Source organism: Mucilaginibacter rubeus (genome assembly GCF_003286415.2).
GTDB classification, from domain to species: Bacteria; Bacteroidota; Bacteroidia; order Sphingobacteriales; family Sphingobacteriaceae; genus Mucilaginibacter; species Mucilaginibacter rubeus_A.
Genome location: NZ_CP043450.1, coordinates 7,076,062 through 7,098,550, shown reverse-complemented (window position 1 = coordinate 7,098,550; position 22,489 = coordinate 7,076,062). Strand labels below are relative to the sequence as shown.

Below are 22,489 nucleotides of genomic sequence, written 5' to 3'. Positions count from 1 at the left end.
TTATTTAGACGATGATTTGATTTTGGTTTCAGGGATCACCAGTGTGGGGTTGGTGTTTACCCATTTCTTCAACACATCATATTGCTGGTACTCTTTATCAATTTTGATAAAGGTTTCTTTGCGGCGTTTTTCAAACCACTGCGATACAGTTCTGTTAACCTTATCATTATAGGCGTATTCCTTAAGTTTAGGAAAATCCTGCTCTAAGTTAGCTTTATGGGCATTAGTGGCCGATTTCAGCAATAAGATTTTGTAGCTTTTTTTACCATCGGCACCGGTGAACAGATCAGGTTTTGAAATACTGCCTACTTTCATGGTATCGGTAATCAAGGCTACTTTCGGATCAAGCTTATCTGTCGGGATGAAGGTTGACCGGCTTTGTACGTCTTCTGCGTTCAGCATCATACCGCCGTTATATTTGGTATCCTTATCATCTGAGTAGTATGCCGCCGCGCTTGAAAAATCGATAGCCATGTTTTTATCTTTTACAAGCAAATTGTAAATACTATCGGCCTTGGCCTTGGCCCTGTCTAAACTGGCCTGCGTAACAATCGGCGTAACCAGGATATGTCTTACGTGTACTTGCTCACCACGGCGTTCGATAACCTGTAAAAAGTGGAAACCGAAATCCGTTTCAAACACCTGCGAGATCTCGCCAGCCTTTAATTTAAACGCGTTAGCGGTAAACTCCTTCACAAACGTTGTACGGTCGGCAAAGCCAAGGTCACCACCTTCAGGCGCCGAACCCGGATCCTGCGAGTAAAGCCTCGCCAGTGTACCAAAGTCTTCACCTTTCTTAACGCGCTGCCTTAATTCTTCGGCTTTAGCTTTATAAAGGTCTTTTTCTTCCTTAGTTAATTTAGGCTGAAATACAATCTCTCCAACTTCAACTTCTTTGTTAAATGAAGGGAGGCTATCTTTTGCGATACCGTCATAATATTTTTTAACATCCTGTGGAGTAACGTTCAGTTTTTCGGTGATGTGCTGCTGCATTTTCTGGGCAACCATCTGCTCTTTCAAATCGGGCCTGATCTCGTCTTTATACTGGATAACCGAACGGCCTAAAAAGGCTTCAAGTTTTTCCTGTCCACCGGCACGTTGCGTCATCTCGCGCATACGGCGGTCAACGTTAGCGTCAACATCTTCTTCTTTTACCTCGATACTATCTATAGCAGCTTGTTGTGCAAGCAGTTTTTGAGTTAGCAAAGTTTGTAAAATACGGGCTTTAACCGATGGATCGGGTTGATTTCCCTGTACCAGGAAATTGGCGTATGACAATTCGATATCTGATAGCAATATCGGGCTGTTACCCACTACCGCTGCAATTTTATCAAGGGTTTTGCCGGGTGTTGGTGCAGCAACCGAATCGGCCTTAACCAGTTTTTTTGCTGCCGTATCCGATGCTACCTGTGCCTTTGCAAATGTTATTGTTAAAATAAAACTAAGTACTAATACTCCTAACTTTCTCATGTAACGCTGTTATGCTAATAAAACGGGATACGCTAACCCGTTAAAAACTACGAATTTCGGTAAAATTTATTAATTATAGCTGAACAAATATTTTCTATAAAATCAACCGCCTATAATTGTGCTAATATGCCTATAAAGCTTGAGATCGTTTAACTACTTTTGGTTAAAATTTGTTAAAGTGAAAGTTGAGAACCCGGCCGCGTTTCGTTTTTTGTTAGAGGATGAACTTTACCTGCTTAATGCAGATAAAATGTTGTATGATAAAATTCCTGAACCTGAACCTATCCCGGCAGTCCCATCATCTCCTGTTATTGAAAATACAAAAACCGAACCGGTAATAACCAGTCCTTCTTTAGCTCCTGAACCTCAGCCTGTAATACAAACGCCTGCTGCTGAGTTTAAGTATATGGGCCAAAACTTAAAGAACTTCCTGGTACTTACACATTATACAACTACCGAATTTATAAAGACCGAACATTTAGCCGCGCTTGAAAGTATCCTGAAACGCAAGGAACTTGCCCCAGATGATATCGCGATATTTAACCTGGCCAACTACAGCGACACAAAATTCAGCCAACTGAAACCGTTTTTTAAACCAACAAGGGTACTTGTTTTGGGCGGAGACGCGCTGCCGCAGGATATCAAAGTGCTTAAACCCAATAAACCGGTAACCTCAAACGGAATTACCGTGCTTTACACCTATTCGTTTGATGAAATGATGGATAATGTGGATAATAAAAAGGCTTTCTGGGAACTGGTAAAAACATTATAAATCAAACTCATCATTAAATACCATGCAGCAATTAGTTTTCGCTACCAATAACCGTCATAAACTGGATGAGGTTTCGGCCAAACTCAACGGGGCTATTCAATTATTAACCCTGCATGATATAGGCTGCTATGATGATATAGAGGAAACCGGTACTACTTTTAAAGCCAACGCTTCTATCAAAAGTCACCATGTTTATGCCGAATACAAACTTAACTGCTTTGGAGACGACAGCGGCCTGGAAATAGATGCCCTGAACGGCGAACCCGGCGTTTACTCGGCAAGGTATGCAGGTACGCACGGCAACCATGCGGCCAACATCAGCAAAGTGCTTGATAATTTAAAAGGCGAAACAAATCGTAAAGCCCGTTTCCGAACGGTGATCTCTTTGATGTGGAACGGCGAAGAACATTTTTTTGAAGGAACGGTTGAAGGTACCATCCGCCAGGAACTAAGCGGTAGCGGTGGTTTTGGCTATGATCCCATTTTTGAACCCGAAGGTTATGATATAACTTTTGCCGAAATGAGCATGGCAGAAAAAAACGCCATCAGCCACCGGGCAAAAGCAATGGAGCAACTGATTGCTTTTTTAAACAAGGCAGATAAATAGTAATAATTCCTAAACGGCCAACGCCACTTAACTAATACTTAAACACACATCTACACAGGATTTTTTCTTATAAACTCCTTTGCACGAACATTAGATAAAACGTTTAACTAAATTTTATTTAATATTTTAAAATTTCCGCAACCTTACCTGTATTTACCTCGTAAAATAGAGCTATAAGGAATAACCTATGAACTTTATAAAACGAATCGGTAAAATTTTATCGGACAGAGACACCAATCCTAAGTTTGTTAACAGCCTTAAAAAGGTTCGCGAGGCCGATCAGCTTGCTGAAGCTATAAACAAAAGGTTAAATGAATTAGAAAAGCGCACACGTCAGCAAGCAGTGAATTTATAATTGTGCACTTTGGCAGGATTTATGCTATTTATGCATAAAATATACTGTCATGAAAAAGCTAATTCAAACCTCAATCGCAATCCTATCGCTTGTTCTGGTCATTTCGGCCTGTTCTTCAACCAAAAACACTACTACGTCTAACGTATCGCGCGGCAAATTTGTTGGTACCTGGACCTGTAATAATGTAAGCTATGACGGCCTTGTACAAAATGCAGTACAAAGCGTATTTGATCAGGCCCCTCCCGAAGCCTTTGTAGGCAGCACCTGGAAACTTACTAACAGCGGTAACGGTATTTATACCTTAACTAACGGAACGTCTCAAACTATATTCTGGTCGGTTTATAATGGCGGTACAACCGGCACCCAATTCCAGTTCAAAAAACTTTACGAAGGCGATAAAGCTAAAAACGTAGCCGAAGGTTACCGTTTGGATATTGCCAATAACGATGGCTCGGCCATGACCCTGAAATCGCCTGTTACTGTAGGTAACAGCACCGGGTATATTGTATATTCATTTACTAAAAACCCGTAATTTAGGTTAAAGGTCAAAGGCGAAAGGTTAAAGGTTTTGCCTGATTTAAGGAATAGAAAAGGCGAAGTTGTACAACTTCGCCTTTTGTCTTTTTATCCAATAGAAAGGAAGCCTTTTACCTTTATCCTTTCACCTTACTACTATCCTTTCAGCTTATTCCGCTGGTGCAAATTTTAAGCAAACCGGGTTACCGATATCAACTCTTATACCTGTTTGGTTAAGTTTACCGGTATTCTGATCTATCCTGAACACCCACATGTTATCGCTGTTCTGGTTTGCTACAATCAGGAAGTTACCTGTTGGATCGATAGCAAAATCGCGCGGGTTTTTACCGAAAGTTCCCTGGCGGGCTACAAAAGTAAGCATACCCGTTTCCTGGTTTACCGAGTAGATATTGATCTCGTTAGTTTCTAAACGGTTTGAAGCATAAAGAAAACGGCCATCTGGCGAAAGGTGGATAGCCGCGCCTGCGGTTTGACCTTTAAAGCCATCAGGCAGCATGGTGATAGATTGTTTTTGTTTCAGCTTTCCATTATTATAATCAAACACAATAACGTTCGATCCCATTTCGGTTACCAGGTACACAGTTTTTTTATCGGCAGAAAACTCCAGGTGCCTTGGGCCTTCGCCTGGCGCAACACTCACAAAGGCAGGTGTTGCCGGTTCAATACGAGGCTCTTTTGATGGGCGGTAACGGAATATGTTTACTTTATCGGTACCGAGGTCATTATACAATACATATTTTTCGTCGGGAGTAAGTACAGCCATGTGCGCGTGTGCCGACTCTTGTCTTTCCTTATTTATACTATGGCCATCGTCATGAACGGTTTGGATGCCATTAGCAATCGAACCATCTTTATTTAAAGGCATCACAGCAACATTACCACTTGAGTAGTTAGCAATGAGCAGGTTTTTCTGGGCTTTATCAACCGAGATATAGCACGGATCGGCACCTAAAGTTGATTGTTTGTTGATAAAAATCATTTTACCGGTTTTAGGCTCAAATGAAAAGGCGCTTACCTCACCCTTAGGCAACTCGTTAACGGCATAAATAAATTTATTGTTGGCGCTTAATGTCAGATAAGATGGATTATCAACACCATCAATTTCACGCAGATAAGCCAACTTACCGGTTTCGGCGTAAAAGCGATATACAACAATACCTTTGCTTTTGCCGGTAGTATATGTGCCCACCACAAGGTCGAAAGTTTTAGGTCCCGTTTTTTTATTTTGTGCAAATGTGAACGCCGGAGAAAGCATAGCTATGATCAAAAGAAATTTCTTCATGGTTGATTGTTTGATGGTTATTGCTGTGCAAGATAGTAAAATAGACAAAAAAAATGCCCCGCTGTTTAGCGGGGCATTTTTTTTATTTCATCAGGTGTTTTAACTGGATAATCTCTTTTTCGTCGAGGTAACGCCAGCGGCCACGCGGAAGGTCTTTTTTGGTAAGGTTGGCATAAACCACCCTGTCCAGCTTTACAACTTCGTAACCAAGGTGCTCAAACATACGGCGAACGATACGGTTTTTGCCGCTGTGGATCTGGATCCCGATCTCGCGTTTTGAACCACCGGTAACGTATGATACTGAGTCTGGCTTAATTAAACCATCTTCCAGTTCAAGACCAAAAGTTAATTTATTTAAATCGCCCTGGCTTAAACTTTTGCTTAGTTCAACCTGGTATAGTTTGGTGATGCTGTTACGCGGATGCGAAAGCTTATCGGCCAAATCACCATCGTTTGTCATTAATAACAAACCGGTAGTGTTACGGTCAAGACGGCCAACCGGGTAAATACGCTCGCGTGTGGCTTTTTCAACCAGGTGCATTACTGTACGGCGCTCTTGCGGATCATCAGTTGTAGTGATGTAATCCTTTGGTTTATTTAATAATACATAAACCATTTTTTCGCGTTTCAGCGTTTCGCCGTTATATTTAATAGTGTCTTTAAGCGGGTTCACTTTGGTGCCCAGCTCAGTTACCACTTCACCGTTTACAGATACAACACCGGCAGTGATCAGCTCATCGGCCTTACGGCGAGAGCAAATACCTGCATTTGATATGTAACGGTTTAAACGGATCAGCCCGTCGTCTTCTGTTTTTTTAGCAGGAGCGTTTTTACGGCCACGCATGGTTTTAGGGGCATCCTGTTGGTTTTCCCTGTCATGCGGCCTGTGCGCAGGCCTTTCGCCAAATGGTGATTTCTCTTTAAAACCACCTTCGCGTTTTCTGAAACCGCCCTCGGTTCCCCGTGGCGCAAACTTACGCTCGCCGGCTGCATCACCACCAAAGCTTCTTTTAGGTTTACCTTCAAAGCTTGCTGATGAGCGGGTGCGCGGAGATGAGTAAGGTTTTTTTTCGCCTTGCGCATCGCCACCGAAACTTCTTTTCGGCCTTTCGCTATCACCGGTTGTCGGTCTGCCGCTATAAGGTTTACGTGGGCCACCGCTAAATGACTTTCTTTCGCCGGTACTATCACCGCCGAAATTTCTTTTTGGCCTGTCTTCACCATCACCGGCAGGCCTGCCTGAGTATGGCCTTGACTTACCGCCTGATCTTTTATCGCCAGATGATGAACCGTCCCTAAAATTGCTTTTGGGCCTATCGTCACTGAACCTGTTGCTTTGGAATGTTTTTTCCGGTCTGGAAAATATTTTTTTCTCTCCGTTTGGAGTAGCTTTACCTTTTGGGGTTGATGCTGATTTTTTTGGTCGGTCGTCGGATTTTGAACTCCTTGATGACGACTTTCTGGGTTTGTCGTCGCGACTACCTGCTGGTCTCTTAAATACCATAATTTTTTGTTTAGCGCTTTCGCAGCGTGAGGGTCAAAGTTACGCTTTTTTGCCAATTTCCATCTAAAAAAATCAAAAAAATATCACTAAACAAAATCGCCGTTTAAACGGTTTTAAAGGCGGTTTTTGAACCGAAAACCACGTCTAAAAAAATTAGCAAAATGCTAAGTATTTGATTATGTGATTCGTATGACATACCTTTGCAGCGCATTCTACCCAATGTATAGTTAAATGATAGGACAAGAAATGATTAAAAAACACTTACTTACGTGCTCCGTAACGCTGGTGCTGGTTCTCATTTCCGGGCTTAATATTTTCGGTAAAATTGTTACCCAAAAAGGCACAAAAAAAGCCTCTTTGAGCCCCCGAACCTCAGATTTTATTTTTATTAAAAGCACATCGGCTGTTACTTACAATTTTGCCGATGAAGCTTTACCAGTTAATGACGCAAGAGTTACCTTTAAACTCAATAAATCGCTCAGGCAACATGACTTTAAAAGTGTGCAAAGCAATATTTTGCATCGCAAGGCCGAGTTATGGTTTCCGATTATTGAACCGATTTTGAAGTTTTATGGTATCCCTGAAGATTTTAAGTATGTACCCCTGGTCGAGTCGGGCCTTAAATCGGGTACATCATCTAAAGGCGCGTCGGGCTTTTGGCAATTTATGCCGGGTACAGCACGTACCTACGGACTTAGAGTAGGCCATGGTGTTGATGAGCGGAAAAACCTTCGCAAATCAACCATTGCAGCCTGCAAGTATATCAAAGAACTATACGATCAATTTAACAGCTGGACACTGGCGGCTGCAGCTTACAACAATGGCTCAATCAAATTAGCACGAGCCATTAATAAGCAAAATGAAGATAACTACTTTCGTATGAAGCTGAACCGCGAAACCGGTTCATATGTTTACAAGCTGATTGCCATGAAAGCTATTATCGAGCAGCCGAAAGAGCACGGATATGATAATTATTTTTATATCCCGCCTGCATCTCAGTTGCTGGCAATTAATTAATGACAGGTAATCATACTGTAAATTAATTAAAAGATTACATTACGGAGCACTTTGAGGCCGGTTATCCACAGTGGATAACCGGCCTTTTTTGCTTATATTTGTAGCAAACTATTGATGGTTTAAGCCAAAAATTTTAGGAAAGCAGCGTTTTGTAAAAATCTGGCAACTATAATAATTAGCTTCAAACAATGTCAATAAATCCATATTAATAAAGTATGAGTACAAAACCTCTTGTTGACCTGGGCGAGCAAAGTGAAGTTGAAGTTTATGGGGCCCGGGTGCATAACCTGAAAAATATAGATGTTTCGTTTCCGCGCAACCAGCTGGTAGTAATTACCGGGCTTAGCGGCAGCGGTAAATCATCACTGGCATTTGATACTATTTACGCCGAAGGCCAGCGCCGTTATATGGAAACATTCTCGGCCTATTCGCGCCAGTTTATGGGTGGTATGGAACGGCCCGATGTGGATAAAGTATCGGGCCTGAGCCCGGTTATTGCCATTGAACAAAAAACCACCAGCAAAAACCCGCGTTCAACTGTAGGTACCATTACCGAGATCTACGATTTTATGCGTTTGCTTTTCGCCCGTGCTGGTGATGCTTACTCTTACACCACCGGTGAAAAGATGGAGCGTATGAGCGAAGACCAAATCCTGAAAACCATTGCCGAAAAATTTGACGGGCAACCGGTTAATATCCTGGCCCCGGTGGTAAAGGCACGTAAAGGCCACTACCGTGAGTTGTTCGAGTCTATCCGCAAGCAAGGTTTTTTAAAAGTTTGGGTTGATGGCGCCATTGCCGATGTTGAACCCAAAATGCAGGTTGACCGTTACAAGATCCACGATATTGATATTGTGGTTGACCGCCTGGTGGTTAGCGAAAAAGACAGCAAACGTTTATACACCTCCGTTCAGCAGGCTTTAAAAATTGCCAAGGGCATTATCCGTATTGCCGATAAAGACAATAATGTATCCTATTATAGTAAATACCTGATGGACCCGGTTTCGGGTATCTCGTATGATGAACCACAGCCAAATACATTCTCGTTCAACTCCCCTTATGGCGCCTGCGAAAAATGTAACGGCTTGGGTTATATTTTTGAGGTTGATGAAGCTTCGGTAATTCCGAACCCGAAACTGAGCATCATGAATGGCGGTTTAGCCCCTATTGGCGAATATCGTGAAACATGGATTTTCCAGGTGCTCAAATCGCTGGCAAAAAAATATGAGTTTTCGTTATCAACCCCTATCGAAAAACTTAACCGCGATCAGCTGGATATGATCCTGAACGGTGCGCCTGAAACATTGAGTGTTGCCGTTGAATATAACAAGTGGAACGTTCAAAGCTACCAGATTACATTTGAAGGGATCATCCGCATGCTGGAAGAACAGCAGGAGCGTCGCAACGATGAAGGTATGGATGATATGGAGAACTACCGTGTGCTCCGCACCTGCCCGGTTTGCGAAGGCGCAAGGCTTAAAAAGGAGTCACTACATTTTAAGGTAGATGGCAAAAATATATTTGAACTGGCCTGTATGGATATCAATCACCTGCAGGAATGGTTTGATGGCCTGGAAGACCGCCTTAACGAACGCCAGAATGTTATAGCTAAAGAGATCCTGAAAGAGATCCGCGCACGTATTGTGTTTTTACTGGATGTTGGTTTAAGCTATTTAACGCTCGACCGTACAGCAAAAACCCTTTCAGGTGGTGAAGCGCAACGTATCAGGCTTGCTACACAAATTGGTTCGCAGCTGATGAATGTCATGTACATTCTGGATGAGCCAAGTATAGGCCTGCACCAGCGCGACAATGAGCGATTAATTAACGCCCTTAAAAACCTGCGCGATTTGGGTAACACGGTACTGGTTGTTGAACACGATAAAGACATGATATTGGAAGCCGACCATGTAATTGACATGGGCCCGGCAGCAGGCGTGCACGGCGGCCAGGTGGTTGCCGAAGGTACTCCCGCCCAGTTAATGGAAAAACACACGCTTACCACATCATATATTAATGGCGAGCGTGAAATTGCTATACCTAAAAAACGCCGCGAAGGCAATGGTAAAACCCTGAGCTTGAAAAAAGCTACCGGCCATAATTTGAAAAAAGTATCTGTTGATTTCCCTCTGGGTAAACTCATAGGTATAACCGGCGTATCCGGCAGTGGTAAATCAAGCTTGATTACCGAAACACTATACCCTATCTTGAACCATCATTTTTTCAGGGCAAAAAAACAACCGCTGCCTTATGAAAAAATTGAGGGACTGGAGCATATCGATAAAGTAATTGAGATAGATCAAACGCCTATCGGTCGTACGCCGCGTTCAAACCCGGCTACTTATACCGGGGTGTTTTCGGATATCCGTAATTTGTTTGTGGCATTGCCCGAGTCAAGGATCAGGGGGTACAAACCGGGCCGTTTCTCGTTCAACGTAAAAGGCGGCCGCTGTGAAACCTGCCAGGGTGCCGGTATGAAGGTAATTGAAATGAACTTTTTACCCGATGTGCAGGTACCATGCGAAGAATGCGGCGGCAGACGCTACAACCGTGAAACACTTGAGGTACGCTACCGGGGTAAATCCATTAGCGATGTATTGGACATGAGCATTGAAGATGCTACGCCATTTTTTGAGCATATCCCATCTATCTATCGTAAAGTAAAAACGCTAAACGACGTAGGCTTAGGTTATATTACTTTGGGCCAGGCTTCAACTACGTTATCCGGCGGTGAAGCACAACGCGTTAAACTGGCTACCGAGCTATCTAAAAAAGACACGGGCAACACCTTTTATATATTGGATGAGCCAACTACAGGTTTACACTTTGAAGATATCAACGTGTTGTTAGGCGTACTTAATCAATTGGTTGATAAAGGCAATACCGTTTTGGTGATTGAACACAACCTTGATGTTATTAAAGTAGTTGACCACGTAATTGACCTTGGCCCTGAAGGTGGCTCTGGCGGCGGTAATATCCTGTTCTCGGGCACGCCTGAAGGTTTGTGCAAGGTTAAGAACAGCTTTACCGGCAAGTTTTTGAAAAAGGAAATGGGATTGTAATAGTTATCCAAACTTACGAAGTTTTAAAAACTTCGTAAGTTTGATTCGATCCAGGACAATCAACAAATAATTTAACAGCGTATACCTGATCGGATATGCTGTTTTTGTTTTATATCTTTAATAGATGGAAGCAATAACGATTAAACATTTTAAGAAAAATATAAAATCGTGTTTTGATAAGGTCTGTGCTGATCGTAAGCCACTTGTGGTTACGGATATCTCGCACGGTGATATTGTAATCTTGTCGAAGGCCGAATACAACAGCATGGAAGAAACTTTCTATCTTCTTAAAAATCCGAGAAATGCTGCCAGGCTACTACAAGGCACTGAGGAATATAAACAAAACAAGTAAGTTCTAAATCTCCATTCCTTTCCTTAGCTTTATCTTTTTAACAACACCTTGATGAAAAAAATATTACTCGCGCTATTTATAGCAGGTTCGTTTACGGCCTGTAACCAGCCTAAATCAAACGATACAGGTAGTGCCATCCCAGCCAATAAAGACCTGGCAAAAGTTTTTGAAGATTACTTTCAGGATGGATTAAAGCTTTACCCGTTTAACGCCACCTACATTGGCGACAGGCGCTATAATGATCTGTTACCTAACGATGGCTCTGCCGAGTTTTTGAAAAAGGCTTATGATTATAACTCGGTTTACCTGTCGAAAGTAAAAAACTTTGAAAGAGCCGAGTTGAATACCGACGATCAGCTATCTTATGATATTTTCACTTACGAGGTACAGCTATCGCTTGATAACTTTAAGCACCATTTTGAGTACATGCCCTTTAACCAGTTTTATGCCTTGCCAATTACCATGGGGCAATTGGGATCTGGCTCAGGTGCGCAGCCTTTTAAAACCGTTGTTGATTATAACGACTGGCTTAAACGCTTATCGGCTTTCCAGACCTGGGCGGATACTGCCATCTCTAATTTTAACAAAGGCATCAAAGCAGGTGTAGTATTACCAAAATCGCTGGTTGTTAAAATGATTCCCGAAATGCAAGACCTGGTATCAAAAGACGTGGAAAAAAGCCTGTTCTATGGGCCGGTTACCAACATGCCAAAAGATTTTTCGGATGCCGACAAAAAACAACTGACCGAAGCCTATAAAAAAGCTATCACTACCATAGTTAACCCTACATACCAAAAACTGGCCGATTACCTGAAAAACCAGTACCTGCCGCACGCGCGTACTACCTCAGGCTTTTCATCGTTACCGGATGGTACCGCCAAATACACTTACTTAGTTAAACAGCAAACCACTACCGATAAAACTCCTGAAGAAATTTACCAACTGGGATTAAAAGAAGTTGCCCGCATCCGCGGATTGATGGACAGTATCAAAACCAGCGTTGGCTTTAAAGGCGATCTGAAAGCGTTTTTCGAATACATGAAAACCGACCCTAAGTTTACACCTTACAAAACACCCAAGGACGTGCTTGATGCTTTTGAAAACATTCACAAACGCATGGAGCCCAACCTGAAAAAAATGTTTAACCATGTGCCTAAAACGCCATTCGAGATCAGGCAAACCGAGGCCTTCCGTGCGGCGTCGGCCAGTGCGGAGTACAACCAGGGCTCGGCAGATGGCACCCGTCCGGGAATTTTTTACGTGCCGATTTTGGACGCCACCAAGTTCAACACTACATCGGGTATGGAGTCGTTGTTTTTACATGAGGCTATCCCTGGTCACCATTACCAAATCTCTTTAACACAGGAAAATACATCATTGCCGAAATTCCGCCGGTTTGATCCCGGAGAAACGGCATACGTAGAAGGCTGGGCGCTATATTGCGAATCGTTGGGTAAAGAATTGGGGCTATACACCGACCCATACCAGCATATGGGTGCCTTAGGCGATGAAATTCACCGCGCAATCCGTTTGGTAGTTGATGTCGCCATCCACACCAAAGGCATGACGCGTGAACAAGCTATTAAATACATGATGGATAATGAAGCCATCAGCGAGCAAGGAGCAACCGCCGAAATTGAACGCTACATGGCTATCCCCGGTCAGGCGCTGAGCTATAAAATAGGCGCGCTCAAAATCCGTGAGCTACGTAACAAATATGAAAAACAATTAGGCAGCAAGTTCAATATCGCCGAATTCCATAACCAGGTACTAAAAGATGGCGCTATGCCGATGGCTGTTTTTGAAGCTAAAATGGACGCCTGGGCTGCAAAGCAGTAGTAAAAGAAAATCACTACAGTAAAAAAAGCGTCATTGCGAGGCACGAAGCAATCCCCGATTAGCAGGCCCGCCCTGTATAGTTTGGGATTGCTTCGTGCCTCGCAATGACGCTTTTCGACTAAAAGGGGCAAATCTCAACTAAAAACCGCCAGCACCCCAAAATAAATCAGCATACAACCCGAGCTGATAAAATTCATAAGCATGGCATTTTTAAAGCTGGCATTAACGGTCGACTTGCCTACCTTATAAAACCAGTAGTTGAAGAAAATAAATATCGGAGCGGCGCATACCAGAAAAAAGTAAAAGTTAAGCATCATTCCGGCCAGGTGCCAATAATAATAAGACAAACCTATCCCCATCGCGAATAATACCCCCGAAAAAATAAAAGAGCCTTTATAGCCCAAAACTATGCTAAGTGTTTTATCGCCACGCCTGCTGTCTTCTTCATGCTGATAAACCTGTGTTAAAGGATAGGACGCACCGATGAGGCAGGAACTGATAGCCCCCGGAATAATCAACCCTAAATCCCAATGACTAAACAGGCTTGTGCCGGTGAGGGCAGTATATGTGGTATAATAAATAAAACATCCCTGGAAAATAAACACCGTTAAAAAGCTAATGATGGGATACTTTTTTAAACGGGTAGCCGGATGGCTGTACAGTTTTGACATAATACCATAAATAAGTACCGCGAAGGCAAATTCCCAGCTAATGATAAAACCCGATAAAAATGCAACAGCCTCCAGCAAAATAGAGAAATAATAAAGGCTGATGTCTACTTCAGGCGGTTTGGCTAACAGGGCAATGCTATCTTCATCCTTATCAAAATAACTGTTATAACCATTGCTGGCCGGGAAAGCTAAAAAATGCCAGATAAAAAATACAAGCACCGCTGTTGATGTTTTCACTGTATCGGCCTGGCTAAAGGCAAACAGGTACACCGGCAGCAAAAAAACAGAAAATACAAACCTCAAATGCGCCCATGCCGACCGTGTAGGAATAAATTGCTTAAATTTCATTGTTGCTGTTTGCTGATAAATACTTTCAAAAGCAACTTTAAGTTGCCCCGGTACCGTTATAAACTTACAACCTTTTAAATAAAAAATTGTCCCGCATAAATTATTATGTTTGGGAATAGCGTTAATGTAACATCATGAAGAAAATTTATATAGCAGTTCTTTTAATATTCGCGGCATCTGCAAGCTTTGCGCAAACGGTTACTAAATCAGATATCAGCTTTAAGATCAAAAATCTGGGCTTTAATGTAGGAGGCACCTTTAGTGGCTTGCAGGCCGATATCAAGTTTAAACCCAATGACCTGGCGGGTAGTTCTATCGAGGCATCCGTTGCTTCCAATACCGTTAATAGCGATAATGAAAGCCGCGATAACCATCTTAAAAGCGAAGATTATTTTGACGTGGCCAAATATCCTAAGATCACGATGAAGTCGGTTTCATTTAAACGTAAAAGCGGGAGCAACTATACCGGCAATTTTAACGTAACTATTAGAGATAAAACAAAGTTGATAGAAATACCTTTTACTTACGTAGAAACGGGTAATACTGCTCAGCTGAAAGGAAGCTTCATGATATTGCGGACAGATTTTGGCATAGGCGGCAAAAACCTGATCCTTTCAAATGAGGCCAATGTTTCGGTTGAGGCGGAGATCAGCAAATAAAATGCTTAATTATTTTTAATGGAGAGTTGCATCAGTGCTATCGGGATAGCAAATCCCGCCAATCGTATTGCCCAGCAGGATATTTACCATTTTATGGCTAATGCCTTTGGTTTGGATGCAACTAACGCGGCAAGGCTAAAAGGCATTTATGATCATTCGGGAATTGATTACCGTTATTCGGTGATCCCTGATTTCGGCTATCGCGATGCGGCGGATTTTACTTTTTTTGAGCAGTCGCCGGGGCTTGAGCCATTTCCTGACACCCAAAAGCGCTTAAAACTTTATGAGAAGGAGGCCATTGCCATAGCAGTAAACGCTGCAAAAAACTGCATCCAAAATTTCGATGACGATATTACCGGCAGCATTACACACCTGGTAACCATTAGCTGTACTGGGATGCATGCGCCGGGCATTGATATTGAACTGGTTGACAGGCTTCAATTGAACCGTGATACCGAGCGTACCTGCATCAATTTCATGGGTTGCTACGGCGCCATAAACGGGCTCAAAGCTGCCGATTATATTTGCCGTGCCGATGCCAATGCCAAGGTACTTGTGGTAAGTGTAGAACTTTGCACCCTGCATTTTCAGAAAGTAAATACGCTGGATAACTGGGTTGCCAACTCGCTATTTTCGGATGGTGCGGCGGCAGTACTTGTCGAAAATACGGCCAACCGCTTAGGTAATGGTAATTACTTTTCGCTCAAAAATTTTTATTCTGAATTTGTGATTGAGGCCAGGAATGAGATGGGATGGTATGTGGGCAATACAGGTTTCGAAATGAAGCTTACCTCCAAAGTATCCAAACAAATCAAAAAACATATCAAGGCCCTTACCGACCGTTTTCTGCAAAAAGCGAAAACCCACAAAGATGACATTACTGCCTACGCTGTTCACCCCGGCGGGCGCACCATTTTAGAAGCGGTGGAAGATGCCCTGGAATTACCTGAAGAGAGCAACGCCTTTGCCTACCAGGTTTTGCAGGAGTATGGCAACATGTCGTCGGCCACTATTTTATTTGTGTTGGATAAAATGCTGAAAGCAGGTAACCTGGTCGATCAAAAGATCCTGAGTTTTGCCTTTGGGCCGGGTTTAACGGTTGAGGGGATGATACTTGAAATGCACTAAGCCGTTATGAGCGATGTAATTGTAATTGGCGGAGGCCTGGCCGGATTATTCAACGCCATATTGCTTAACCGTGCGGGGCTTCAGGTTACAGTCATCGAAAAAAAGACTTATCCCATGCACCGCGTTTGTGGCGAGTACATCTCCAATGAGGTGATCCCTTTTTTATCTTCCTTAGATATCGATCTCAATCAACTCAACGTTGCCCGCATTAACCGGCTTGAAGTAACAGCGGCTTCCGGCACCAAACTTTCGCAAAAACTTGATTTGGGTGGCTTTGGTTTAAGCAGGTTTACTTTTGACAATTACCTTTATCAGAAAGCCATTAACGAAGGGGTTAAGGTTTTAGTGGGAACCCGTGTGGAAGACATCCGTTTTATTGACGAACAATTTGAAGTGGTAACTCCCGGCGAAACTTTGACTGCACCATTGGCTATCGGCTCGTTCGGCAAACGTTCCAATCTTGATCAAAAACTTAAGCGGCCATTTTTTTATAAACGCAGTCCTTATCTGGCCGTGAAATTTCATTTGCAGATGGATTTTCCGCAAGATCTGATCCAACTTAATAACTATAAAGATGGCTATTGCGGCGTAAGCAAAACCGATGGCGACAGGTACTGTATGTGCTACATGGCCCATCGCGATGATCTTCGTAAATATGGATCGCTGCAAGCGTTAGAAGAAAACGTGATCCGCAAAAACCCTTACCTGGATGAAATTTTTTGCAACGCTAAGTTTTTGCTGGATAAGCCGGAAGTGATCAACGAGATCTCTTTCGAGAAAAAAGCTCCTGTTGATAACCATATTCTCATGAGTGGCGATACCGCAGGGATGATAGCCCCACTTTGCGGCAACGGCATGACTATGGCCATTCATTCGGCCAAAATTCTATCAGAAAAAATCATTACGCATTATACGCCGGGTAATTTCAACTCCGATAAGCGCGCTAACCTTGAACAGGACTATACCCAAAGCTGGAACAAACAGTTTGCCCAAAGGCTTTGGCTGGGCCGGCAATTACAACGTTTGTTCGGCAATGATAACATGACCGCCATTACTTTAAATATGCTCAGCCGCCTGCCTTCAGTGGCGCAATACCTGATAAGTAAAACCCACGGCCAACCATTTGCATAGTTCAGCCGTATTATAATATATGCCCGATTTAAGTTACCGTACGGATACCCTGGAGATCATGGATGATTTTGATCTGCCATCAGCCGAAATAAACCCCGTGCTTGAAGGCTTGGGGAAAATGAATGCCCTGTTTGGCGGGCACAAAAGCATTATCGCCTCGTTAAAGAAATTCCCTATAGAAAATCGCGCTTCTGTAAGCGACTGGGGCTGTGGTGGTGCCGATACATTGATTGCTATTGCAAAATGGGCAGAAAACGAGCAGATACACCTCAAATTAAATGGTGTTGACGCGGCACCGGCTGCTGTAAATTACGCTCAGAAACAATGCGCCGCATATAAAAACATAAGCATTACCCGGGCCGATGTTATTGGTGAAGCTTACCTGATAAAGCCGGCCGATATTATTATCTGCAGCCTGTTCACCCATCATTTTGATGATGAACGTTGGGTGAGGCTTATTCAGAACATGGATGCATCGGCACATAAAGGAATTATCATTACCGACCTGCACCGGCACTGGCTTTTATATCATGCCATAGTGTTTATAACCCATGTTTTTACCAGGAATGCAATGGCGCAAAACGATGGCCCTCTTTCGGTTAAACGAGGCTTCAAAAAGCACGAATTGTTAGATTTATTAAAAAAAGCACAAATTGATAACTTTAAATTAACATGGCGTTGGCCATTCAGATGGGAGTTAATCATCTATAAATCGTAGCTTTACGCTATGAATTTGCGTGTACTGGTTTTAACAACCTCGCTTGGCGTGGCAATTACGCTATCTGCCGTTAACTTTTATTTTCAGCATAAGTGGTACGATGTAATGGTTACTTTTTCGGTAGCCCTTGGTGTAAGTTACTTCGTTTTCTACTACCTCATCGAAAAATACATTTACTCACGTATCAAGCTAATTTATAAACTGATCCACAACCTAAAATTAGGTCGCGACCTCAGGGATGCACTTGGCGAACATGTAAGTGCTAACCCCATTGCCGATGTGGAACAGGAAGTAAAAGAATGGGCCAAACAAAAAAAGACTGAAATTGACGAGCTGCGTAAGCAAGAAAAATTCCGCCGCGATTTTCTATCCAATATCTCGCACGAGTTTAAAACACCACTTTTCGCTATACAGGGCTATATAGAAGCCCTTCAAGACGATGATTTTGACGACAAGGAAATGGCGCGCCAATTTCTGGAAAAAGCTTCGAAAAACGTTGACCGCCTGAGTTATCTGATCAAAGACCTTGACGAAATTTCAAAACTTGAATCGGGTGAGATGCCAATCAATTACACCAAATTCAAGATCAACGACCTGATTAAAGAAGTTTTTGAATCACTGGAGATCAAAGGCAAGCAGTATCACATCAAACTTATATTTAAACAAAAGTATGATGAGCCTATCGTAGTAAATGCCGACAGGGAAAAAATCAGGCAGGTGCTGGTAAACCTAATAGATAACTCATTTAAGTACGGAAAAGAAGAAGGCAACACTTCGGTAAGCCTGTTTGTACTGCATGACCAGGTTTTGGTTGAAGTTACAGATGATGGTATCGGCATTGAAGAAAAGTTTCTTCCAAGGTTATTTGAACGCTTTTTCCGTACAGATAGCAGCCGTTCAAGGCAAATTGGAGGCTCGGGCCTGGGGCTTGCTATAGTGAAGCATATTATTGAAGCACACCAGCAAACCATCAATGTGCGCAGCACCGAAGGATTGGGTTCAACTTTTGGTTTTACTTTGGCGAGGGCAAAGCAAACTATCCCATTCCCGAATTTACCCGTGCTAAAAAGTTAACAATAATTTAACATAGTAACCGTACCTTTACAGCAATTTTAATCATTATGTCGCTTAACAGTATATTCCAGTATTTTGTACCAAAGGATAAAAAAATATTCTTCCCGCTGTTTGAACAAGCCGCAGCCAACGTTGTAGCCATGGCAACAATACTGGTTGAGGCAGTTAACTCCAATAACGCTCAAACCCGCGAGGACCTATATAAACAAATTGATAAGCTGGAAAACAAAGGCGACGAATATACCCACCAGATTTACCTGGAACTCGGCAAAAACTTCATCACCCCATTTGATCGTGAAGATATTCACGCCCTGGCTACAGCGATTGACGACGTTGCCGACTATATACAAGGTGCTGCCAACCGCATGAGCCTTTACAGGATAGATGATTTAAATGAGCATATCCGCAAACTGTCTGACCTTATCCTGCAGGCCAGTATCGATTTGGAAAAAGCAGTGAAAGAACTGAAAGACCTTAGGAATGTGCGTAACATAGCCGATTCATGCATCAGGATAAACAGTGTTGAAAACCAGGCCGATTATGTTTTTGACCGCGCCGTAGCCGACCTGTTCCTGTATGAAAAAGATGCCATCCGCCTTATCAAATACAAAGAAATATTGGCTGCATTGGAAACCGCTACAGATATGTGCGAAGATGCAGCTAACGTTATGGAGTCAATCTTAGTTAAAAACGCTTAAGTAAATCTTATCCCCAGCTAAATGGTTACTTCCCTACTTGTAGTTATTGTTGTACTCGCCCTGTTGTTTGATTACACCAATGGCTTTCATGATGCCGCAAACTCTATAGCTACCATCGTATCAACCAAAGTATTAACACCGTTTCAGGCAGTGTTAATGGCCGCGGTATTTAACTTTGCAGCTTACTTTTTTATCAAAGACCATAAAGTAGCCAATACCGTATCTAAAATTGTATTGGAGCACTACGTTACCCTTCACGTTATCCTGGCTGGCCTTGTAGCCGCCATCACCTGGAACCTGTTTACCTGGTGGTTCGGGATCCCGTCAAGCTCGTCACACACGCTTATAGGCGGTTTTGCCGGCGCCGGTATGACCAACGCGCTTTACATGGGTGCCAATGCCCTTCAGGCCGTTGAAATGCAATACGTTCTTAAGATCATTGCTTACATTGTACTTGCCCCGTTTATAGGTTTAATTATAGCTTATATCGTAACCATACTAATCTTGCACCTGTGCAAAGCTGCAAGACCAGCCACAGCCGAGCGTTGGTTTAAACGTATGCAGTTGGTATCATCAGCTGCATTGAGCTTTGCTCACGGTGGTAACGATGCCCAAAAAGTAATGGGTATTTTATATGTGAGCTTAATTGCTTCAAAAGTTATAAAACCAGGTACCGCAATGCCTGAGTGGATCCCATTGGCTTGTTACTCTGCTATTGCCGCAGGTACCATGTCGGGCGGTTGGAAAATTGTTAAAACCATGGGCTCAAAAATAACCAAGGTTACTCCGCTTGAAGGTGTAAGTGCCGAAACTGCGGGTGCAATTACCTTGTTTATTACCGAGCGCTTTGGTATCCCGGTTTCAACAACGCATACTATCACAGGTTCAATTATCGGTGTAGGCTTAACCAAACGTGTATCTGCCGTACGTTGGGGCGTTACTATTAACCTGGTTTGGGCCTGGATCATTACGATACCTATTTCGGCATTGATAGCAGCCGGTGTATTCGCATTGTTACATTTCTTTGCATAAGCAAACCGGCGGCAATTTTATTAGCTTTACTCTTACTATGAAAACAAGACTGATCATCATTCCCGCTTTAATAGCTTTTATTACATTAACAAGCTGCGATACTTTGAATCAGGTTGCCAATGCTACTGTTCAAAATCAAGGTACTCCTTCTTCGCTGGAGATAGGCAACGGCCTAAAACAGGCACTTGAAATAGGCACCGGCAAAAGCTCCGACCAACTATCGGCAGTTAATGGTTTCTTTGGCAACGCGGCCATCAAGATCCTTTTCCCACCCGAAGCTCAAAAAGCAGAAAAAACCTTACGCAGCCTTGGCTTAAACAGCCTTTGCGATAATGTGATCCTTTCACTTAACCGTGCCGCCGAAGATGCTGCAAAGCAGGCAAAACCTATTTTCGTTGATGCCATTAAGCAAATGACCTTGCAGGATGTTACCAACATTTTATTAGGCAACCAGGATGCGGCAACACAGTATTTTAAACGTACCACCACCGAAAAGCTAAGCCTACAGTTTAAACCGGTTATTCAGGGCAGTTTAAACAAAGTAAACGCCACCAAATATTATTCAGACGCGGCTCAGGCCTACAATAAAGTTCCATTTGTTAAAAAAATGAACCCGGATATTACCGACTATGTTACCCAAAAAGCTATTGACGGCTTATTTGTAGAGATAGCCAAAGAAGAGCTTAACATCCGCCAAAATCTTGGAGCGCGCACAACGCCGTTATTGCAAAAAGTATTCGCTTTTGCCGATAAGAAAAAAACTACCGGACAATAATATCAAACAAGAATTATAAAAAAGGGCTGTGTCGATTTACTCAACACAGCCCTTTTTTTATTGGTACTTTAATTTCTTATTTCTGCTTTTGGAACTTTACTTTCACCGTAACAACTTCCGGTTTATTATTGGTGCTTCCAACCCATGATGGGCCATTTTTAATGAGCTCAATGGCTTTCTGGTCTGCCGTTTCATTCAGACCTTTTTTTACACTAAACTCATCAGTTATACCACTTGGGAATACCGTAAATGTTACCGTCACAGTTCCCGTAGTTCCGTCTGGTAATACCGCATTTGTTTGTAGATATTTTTTCAGACTGCCCCAACCCATTTGCGGATGTGCTGCCGTGACGCTTACCTCGCTATTGTCATCCGGTTTAGGATTAGTTACAACAACCTCGGATAAAGCCCTTGAATCTGGCTTAAGCGCTACTTTAACGCTGTCGCCGCGGGTGGCACTAACCTGCCTTGGTTCGTAACCAATATAAACAACATCAAGCGTGGCTTTGTTATCCGGCGAGCTGAGTGCAAATTTTCCGTTTACATCAGTTACAGTACTCCGGTTGGTACCTTTTATCCTGATGGCAGCGCCAATTAAAGGCGAGCCGTCATCTCTTGAAATAATGGTGCCGGCAATGTACAAAGACTCGGCCGCGGCTTTATTATTATAACCGGGGGCTGGTGATGATGTAACACCGTCAACTTTTCCGGGAAGTTTAAATTGCAGTGGGCCTTTTGATTTAGCAACAGTTGTATTAGCCCTTAACGATATAGCATCAGATTTTGACGAGTCTTTTTGACTAAGCGGGGCAGTATATCCAAATACAATCCTTTCACTTAAACCAGCTGCTGGTGCCTCTTTTAATACATCTTTGTCTTTAGCAGGTGCAACCGGTTCTGCCGGAGCCACCAGCGCATTGCTGCCTGCCGGCGGAACAACATTATTTGAAGCAGTTTTATTATCGGCAGCCGAAATGTCTTGCTGATAAAGCGCATTAGCTGAAAGTTTTCCTTTTCTCGGCTTTTTACTCACTGCAATTAAAGGCGCCTGCACCGTTCCAACCGGATTTGTATTAGTCTTTTTAACCGTATCAGCTGTCTTTATCGTATCGGTGGCAGCTACCAAAGGTGGGGTCGAGTTTTTATTTTCTGAAATACTATTGCTTTGAAGTTCCGGTTTAGGGGATCTGTTAAGATAAAGGCCGCCCAAACTTAAAGCAATTAAAACCGAAGCCGCTATGGGCCAAACAGTCCATGGTATTACACGGCCTTTTCTTTCTTCTGTACGCTGCTGCAACCTCGTTGTAAGATCAGCAAGATTTAACTGTTGACTTGTCCCCATGTTTTCATATCCTTCCAGTGCATCCATCAAAAAAGGGTCGTTTAGTGCCTCCATTTCAAGCTTATGCATAGCACGGGCATCAAGCTCTCCGTTGAGATACTTCTGTATTTGCAATA

At 42.9% G+C, this 22,489-nt stretch carries 21 protein-coding genes; 16 read left to right on the top strand and 5 right to left on the bottom strand.

All coding sequences use genetic code 11. The features are described 5' to 3' along the window. Complete coding sequence (locus tag DEO27_RS29035) at positions 1-1,470, bottom strand: peptidylprolyl isomerase (RefSeq protein WP_112570714.1); 1,470 nt, start codon at positions 1,468-1,470, stop codon at positions 1-3. Between the two features lie 178 nt (positions 1,471-1,648). Here DEO27_RS29035 and DEO27_RS29030 point away from each other — a divergent pair, with 178 nt between their 5' ends. The 4 genes from DEO27_RS29030 to DEO27_RS29020 all read left to right on the top strand — a co-directional run bounded on the left by DEO27_RS29030 (position 1,649) and on the right by DEO27_RS29020 (position 3,736). Then, complete coding sequence (locus tag DEO27_RS29030; RefSeq protein WP_112570716.1) at positions 1,649-2,242, top strand: hypothetical protein; 594 nt, start codon at positions 1,649-1,651, stop codon at positions 2,240-2,242. A 22-nt stretch (positions 2,243-2,264) separates the two neighbouring features. After that, positions 2,265-2,849 (top strand): non-canonical purine NTP diphosphatase, encoded by a 585-nt coding sequence (locus DEO27_RS29025; protein ID WP_112570718.1) that lies wholly within the window; start codon positions 2,265-2,267, stop codon positions 2,847-2,849. Between the two features lie 187 nt (positions 2,850-3,036). Further along, on the top strand, positions 3,037-3,204 hold the full coding sequence (locus DEO27_RS31665) for a hypothetical protein (protein WP_154402448.1): 168 nt from the start codon (positions 3,037-3,039) through the stop codon (positions 3,202-3,204). Between the two features lie 49 nt (positions 3,205-3,253). Next, the gene (locus tag DEO27_RS29020) at positions 3,254-3,736 is read left to right on the top strand and encodes a hypothetical protein (RefSeq protein ID WP_112570720.1); all 483 of its coding nucleotides are present in this window, start codon (positions 3,254-3,256) and stop codon (positions 3,734-3,736) included. A gap of 153 nt (positions 3,737-3,889) precedes the next feature. Here the strand turns inward: DEO27_RS29020 and DEO27_RS29015 are convergent, their stop codons facing one another. Both DEO27_RS29015 and DEO27_RS29010 read right to left on the bottom strand, forming a co-directional pair. After that, complete coding sequence (locus DEO27_RS29015; RefSeq protein ID WP_112570722.1) at positions 3,890-5,023, bottom strand: lactonase family protein; 1,134 nt, start codon at positions 5,021-5,023, stop codon at positions 3,890-3,892. A gap of 82 nt (positions 5,024-5,105) precedes the next feature. Then, positions 5,106-6,527 (bottom strand): pseudouridine synthase, encoded by a 1,422-nt coding sequence (locus tag DEO27_RS29010; RefSeq protein WP_112570724.1) that lies wholly within the window; start codon positions 6,525-6,527, stop codon positions 5,106-5,108. Between the two features lie 246 nt (positions 6,528-6,773). Between DEO27_RS29010 and DEO27_RS29005 the strand changes: the two genes are divergently transcribed. From DEO27_RS29005 to DEO27_RS28990, 4 genes are all read left to right on the top strand, one after another. Beyond that, a complete protein-coding gene (locus tag DEO27_RS29005; RefSeq protein ID WP_112571526.1) occupies positions 6,774-7,544 on the top strand; it encodes a lytic transglycosylase domain-containing protein in 771 nt (256 codons plus the stop codon). A gap of 215 nt (positions 7,545-7,759) precedes the next feature. Continuing rightward, positions 7,760-10,606 carry an excinuclease ABC subunit UvrA gene (uvrA, locus tag DEO27_RS29000; RefSeq protein WP_112570726.1) on the top strand — a complete coding sequence of 949 codons (2,847 nt, stop codon included), beginning with the start codon at positions 7,760-7,762 and terminating at the stop codon, positions 10,604-10,606. A gap of 124 nt (positions 10,607-10,730) precedes the next feature. Beyond that, a complete protein-coding gene (locus tag DEO27_RS28995; RefSeq protein ID WP_112570728.1) occupies positions 10,731-10,958 on the top strand; it encodes a type II toxin-antitoxin system Phd/YefM family antitoxin in 228 nt (75 codons plus the stop codon). Between the two features lie 51 nt (positions 10,959-11,009). Continuing rightward, on the top strand, positions 11,010-12,797 hold the full coding sequence (locus DEO27_RS28990; protein WP_112570730.1) for a DUF885 domain-containing protein: 1,788 nt from the start codon (positions 11,010-11,012) through the stop codon (positions 12,795-12,797). 134 nt (positions 12,798-12,931) lie between these two features. On the opposite strand, the gene DEO27_RS28985 is transcribed toward DEO27_RS28990, so the two are convergent. Further along, positions 12,932-13,816, bottom strand: a complete 885-nt coding sequence (locus DEO27_RS28985) for a UbiA family prenyltransferase (RefSeq protein WP_112570732.1) — start codon at positions 13,814-13,816, stop codon at positions 12,932-12,934. A 134-nt stretch (positions 13,817-13,950) separates the two neighbouring features. Here DEO27_RS28985 and DEO27_RS28980 point away from each other — a divergent pair, with 134 nt between their 5' ends. The 8 genes from DEO27_RS28980 to DEO27_RS28945 are packed head-to-tail and all read left to right on the top strand — an operon-like array spanning position 13,951 to position 21,031. Next, the gene (locus DEO27_RS28980) at positions 13,951-14,475 is read left to right on the top strand and encodes a YceI family protein (protein ID WP_112570734.1); all 525 of its coding nucleotides are present in this window, start codon (positions 13,951-13,953) and stop codon (positions 14,473-14,475) included. An 18-nt stretch (positions 14,476-14,493) separates the two neighbouring features. Continuing rightward, entirely contained in the window at positions 14,494-15,603 is a 1,110-nt protein-coding gene (locus tag DEO27_RS28975; protein ID WP_112570736.1) for a type III polyketide synthase, read from the top strand. 6 nt (positions 15,604-15,609) lie between these two features. Next, on the top strand, positions 15,610-16,734 hold the full coding sequence (locus tag DEO27_RS28970) for an NAD(P)/FAD-dependent oxidoreductase (RefSeq protein ID WP_112570738.1): 1,125 nt from the start codon (positions 15,610-15,612) through the stop codon (positions 16,732-16,734). Positions 16,735-16,753: 19 nt separating this feature from the next. Continuing rightward, the gene (locus DEO27_RS28965) at positions 16,754-17,452 is read left to right on the top strand and encodes a methyltransferase domain-containing protein (protein ID WP_112570740.1); all 699 of its coding nucleotides are present in this window, start codon (positions 16,754-16,756) and stop codon (positions 17,450-17,452) included. Positions 17,453-17,461: 9 nt separating this feature from the next. After that, entirely contained in the window at positions 17,462-18,526 is a 1,065-nt protein-coding gene (locus DEO27_RS28960; RefSeq protein WP_112570742.1) for a sensor histidine kinase, read from the top strand. Positions 18,527-18,573: 47 nt separating this feature from the next. Continuing rightward, a complete protein-coding gene (locus DEO27_RS28955; RefSeq protein WP_091209670.1) occupies positions 18,574-19,224 on the top strand; it encodes a DUF47 domain-containing protein in 651 nt (216 codons plus the stop codon). A gap of 21 nt (positions 19,225-19,245) precedes the next feature. Beyond that, complete coding sequence (locus tag DEO27_RS28950) at positions 19,246-20,256, top strand: inorganic phosphate transporter (RefSeq protein ID WP_112570744.1); 1,011 nt, start codon at positions 19,246-19,248, stop codon at positions 20,254-20,256. 37 nt (positions 20,257-20,293) lie between these two features. Beyond that, positions 20,294-21,031, top strand: coding sequence for a DUF4197 domain-containing protein (locus tag DEO27_RS28945; RefSeq protein ID WP_112570746.1), 738 nt, complete (start codon positions 20,294-20,296; stop codon positions 21,029-21,031). Positions 21,032-21,107: 76 nt separating this feature from the next. Here the strand turns inward: DEO27_RS28945 and DEO27_RS28940 are convergent, their stop codons facing one another. Next, positions 21,108-22,487 (bottom strand): carboxypeptidase-like regulatory domain-containing protein, encoded by a 1,380-nt coding sequence (locus DEO27_RS28940; protein ID WP_146750029.1) that lies wholly within the window; start codon positions 22,485-22,487, stop codon positions 21,108-21,110. Between the last annotated feature and the right edge of the window lie 2 nt (positions 22,488-22,489).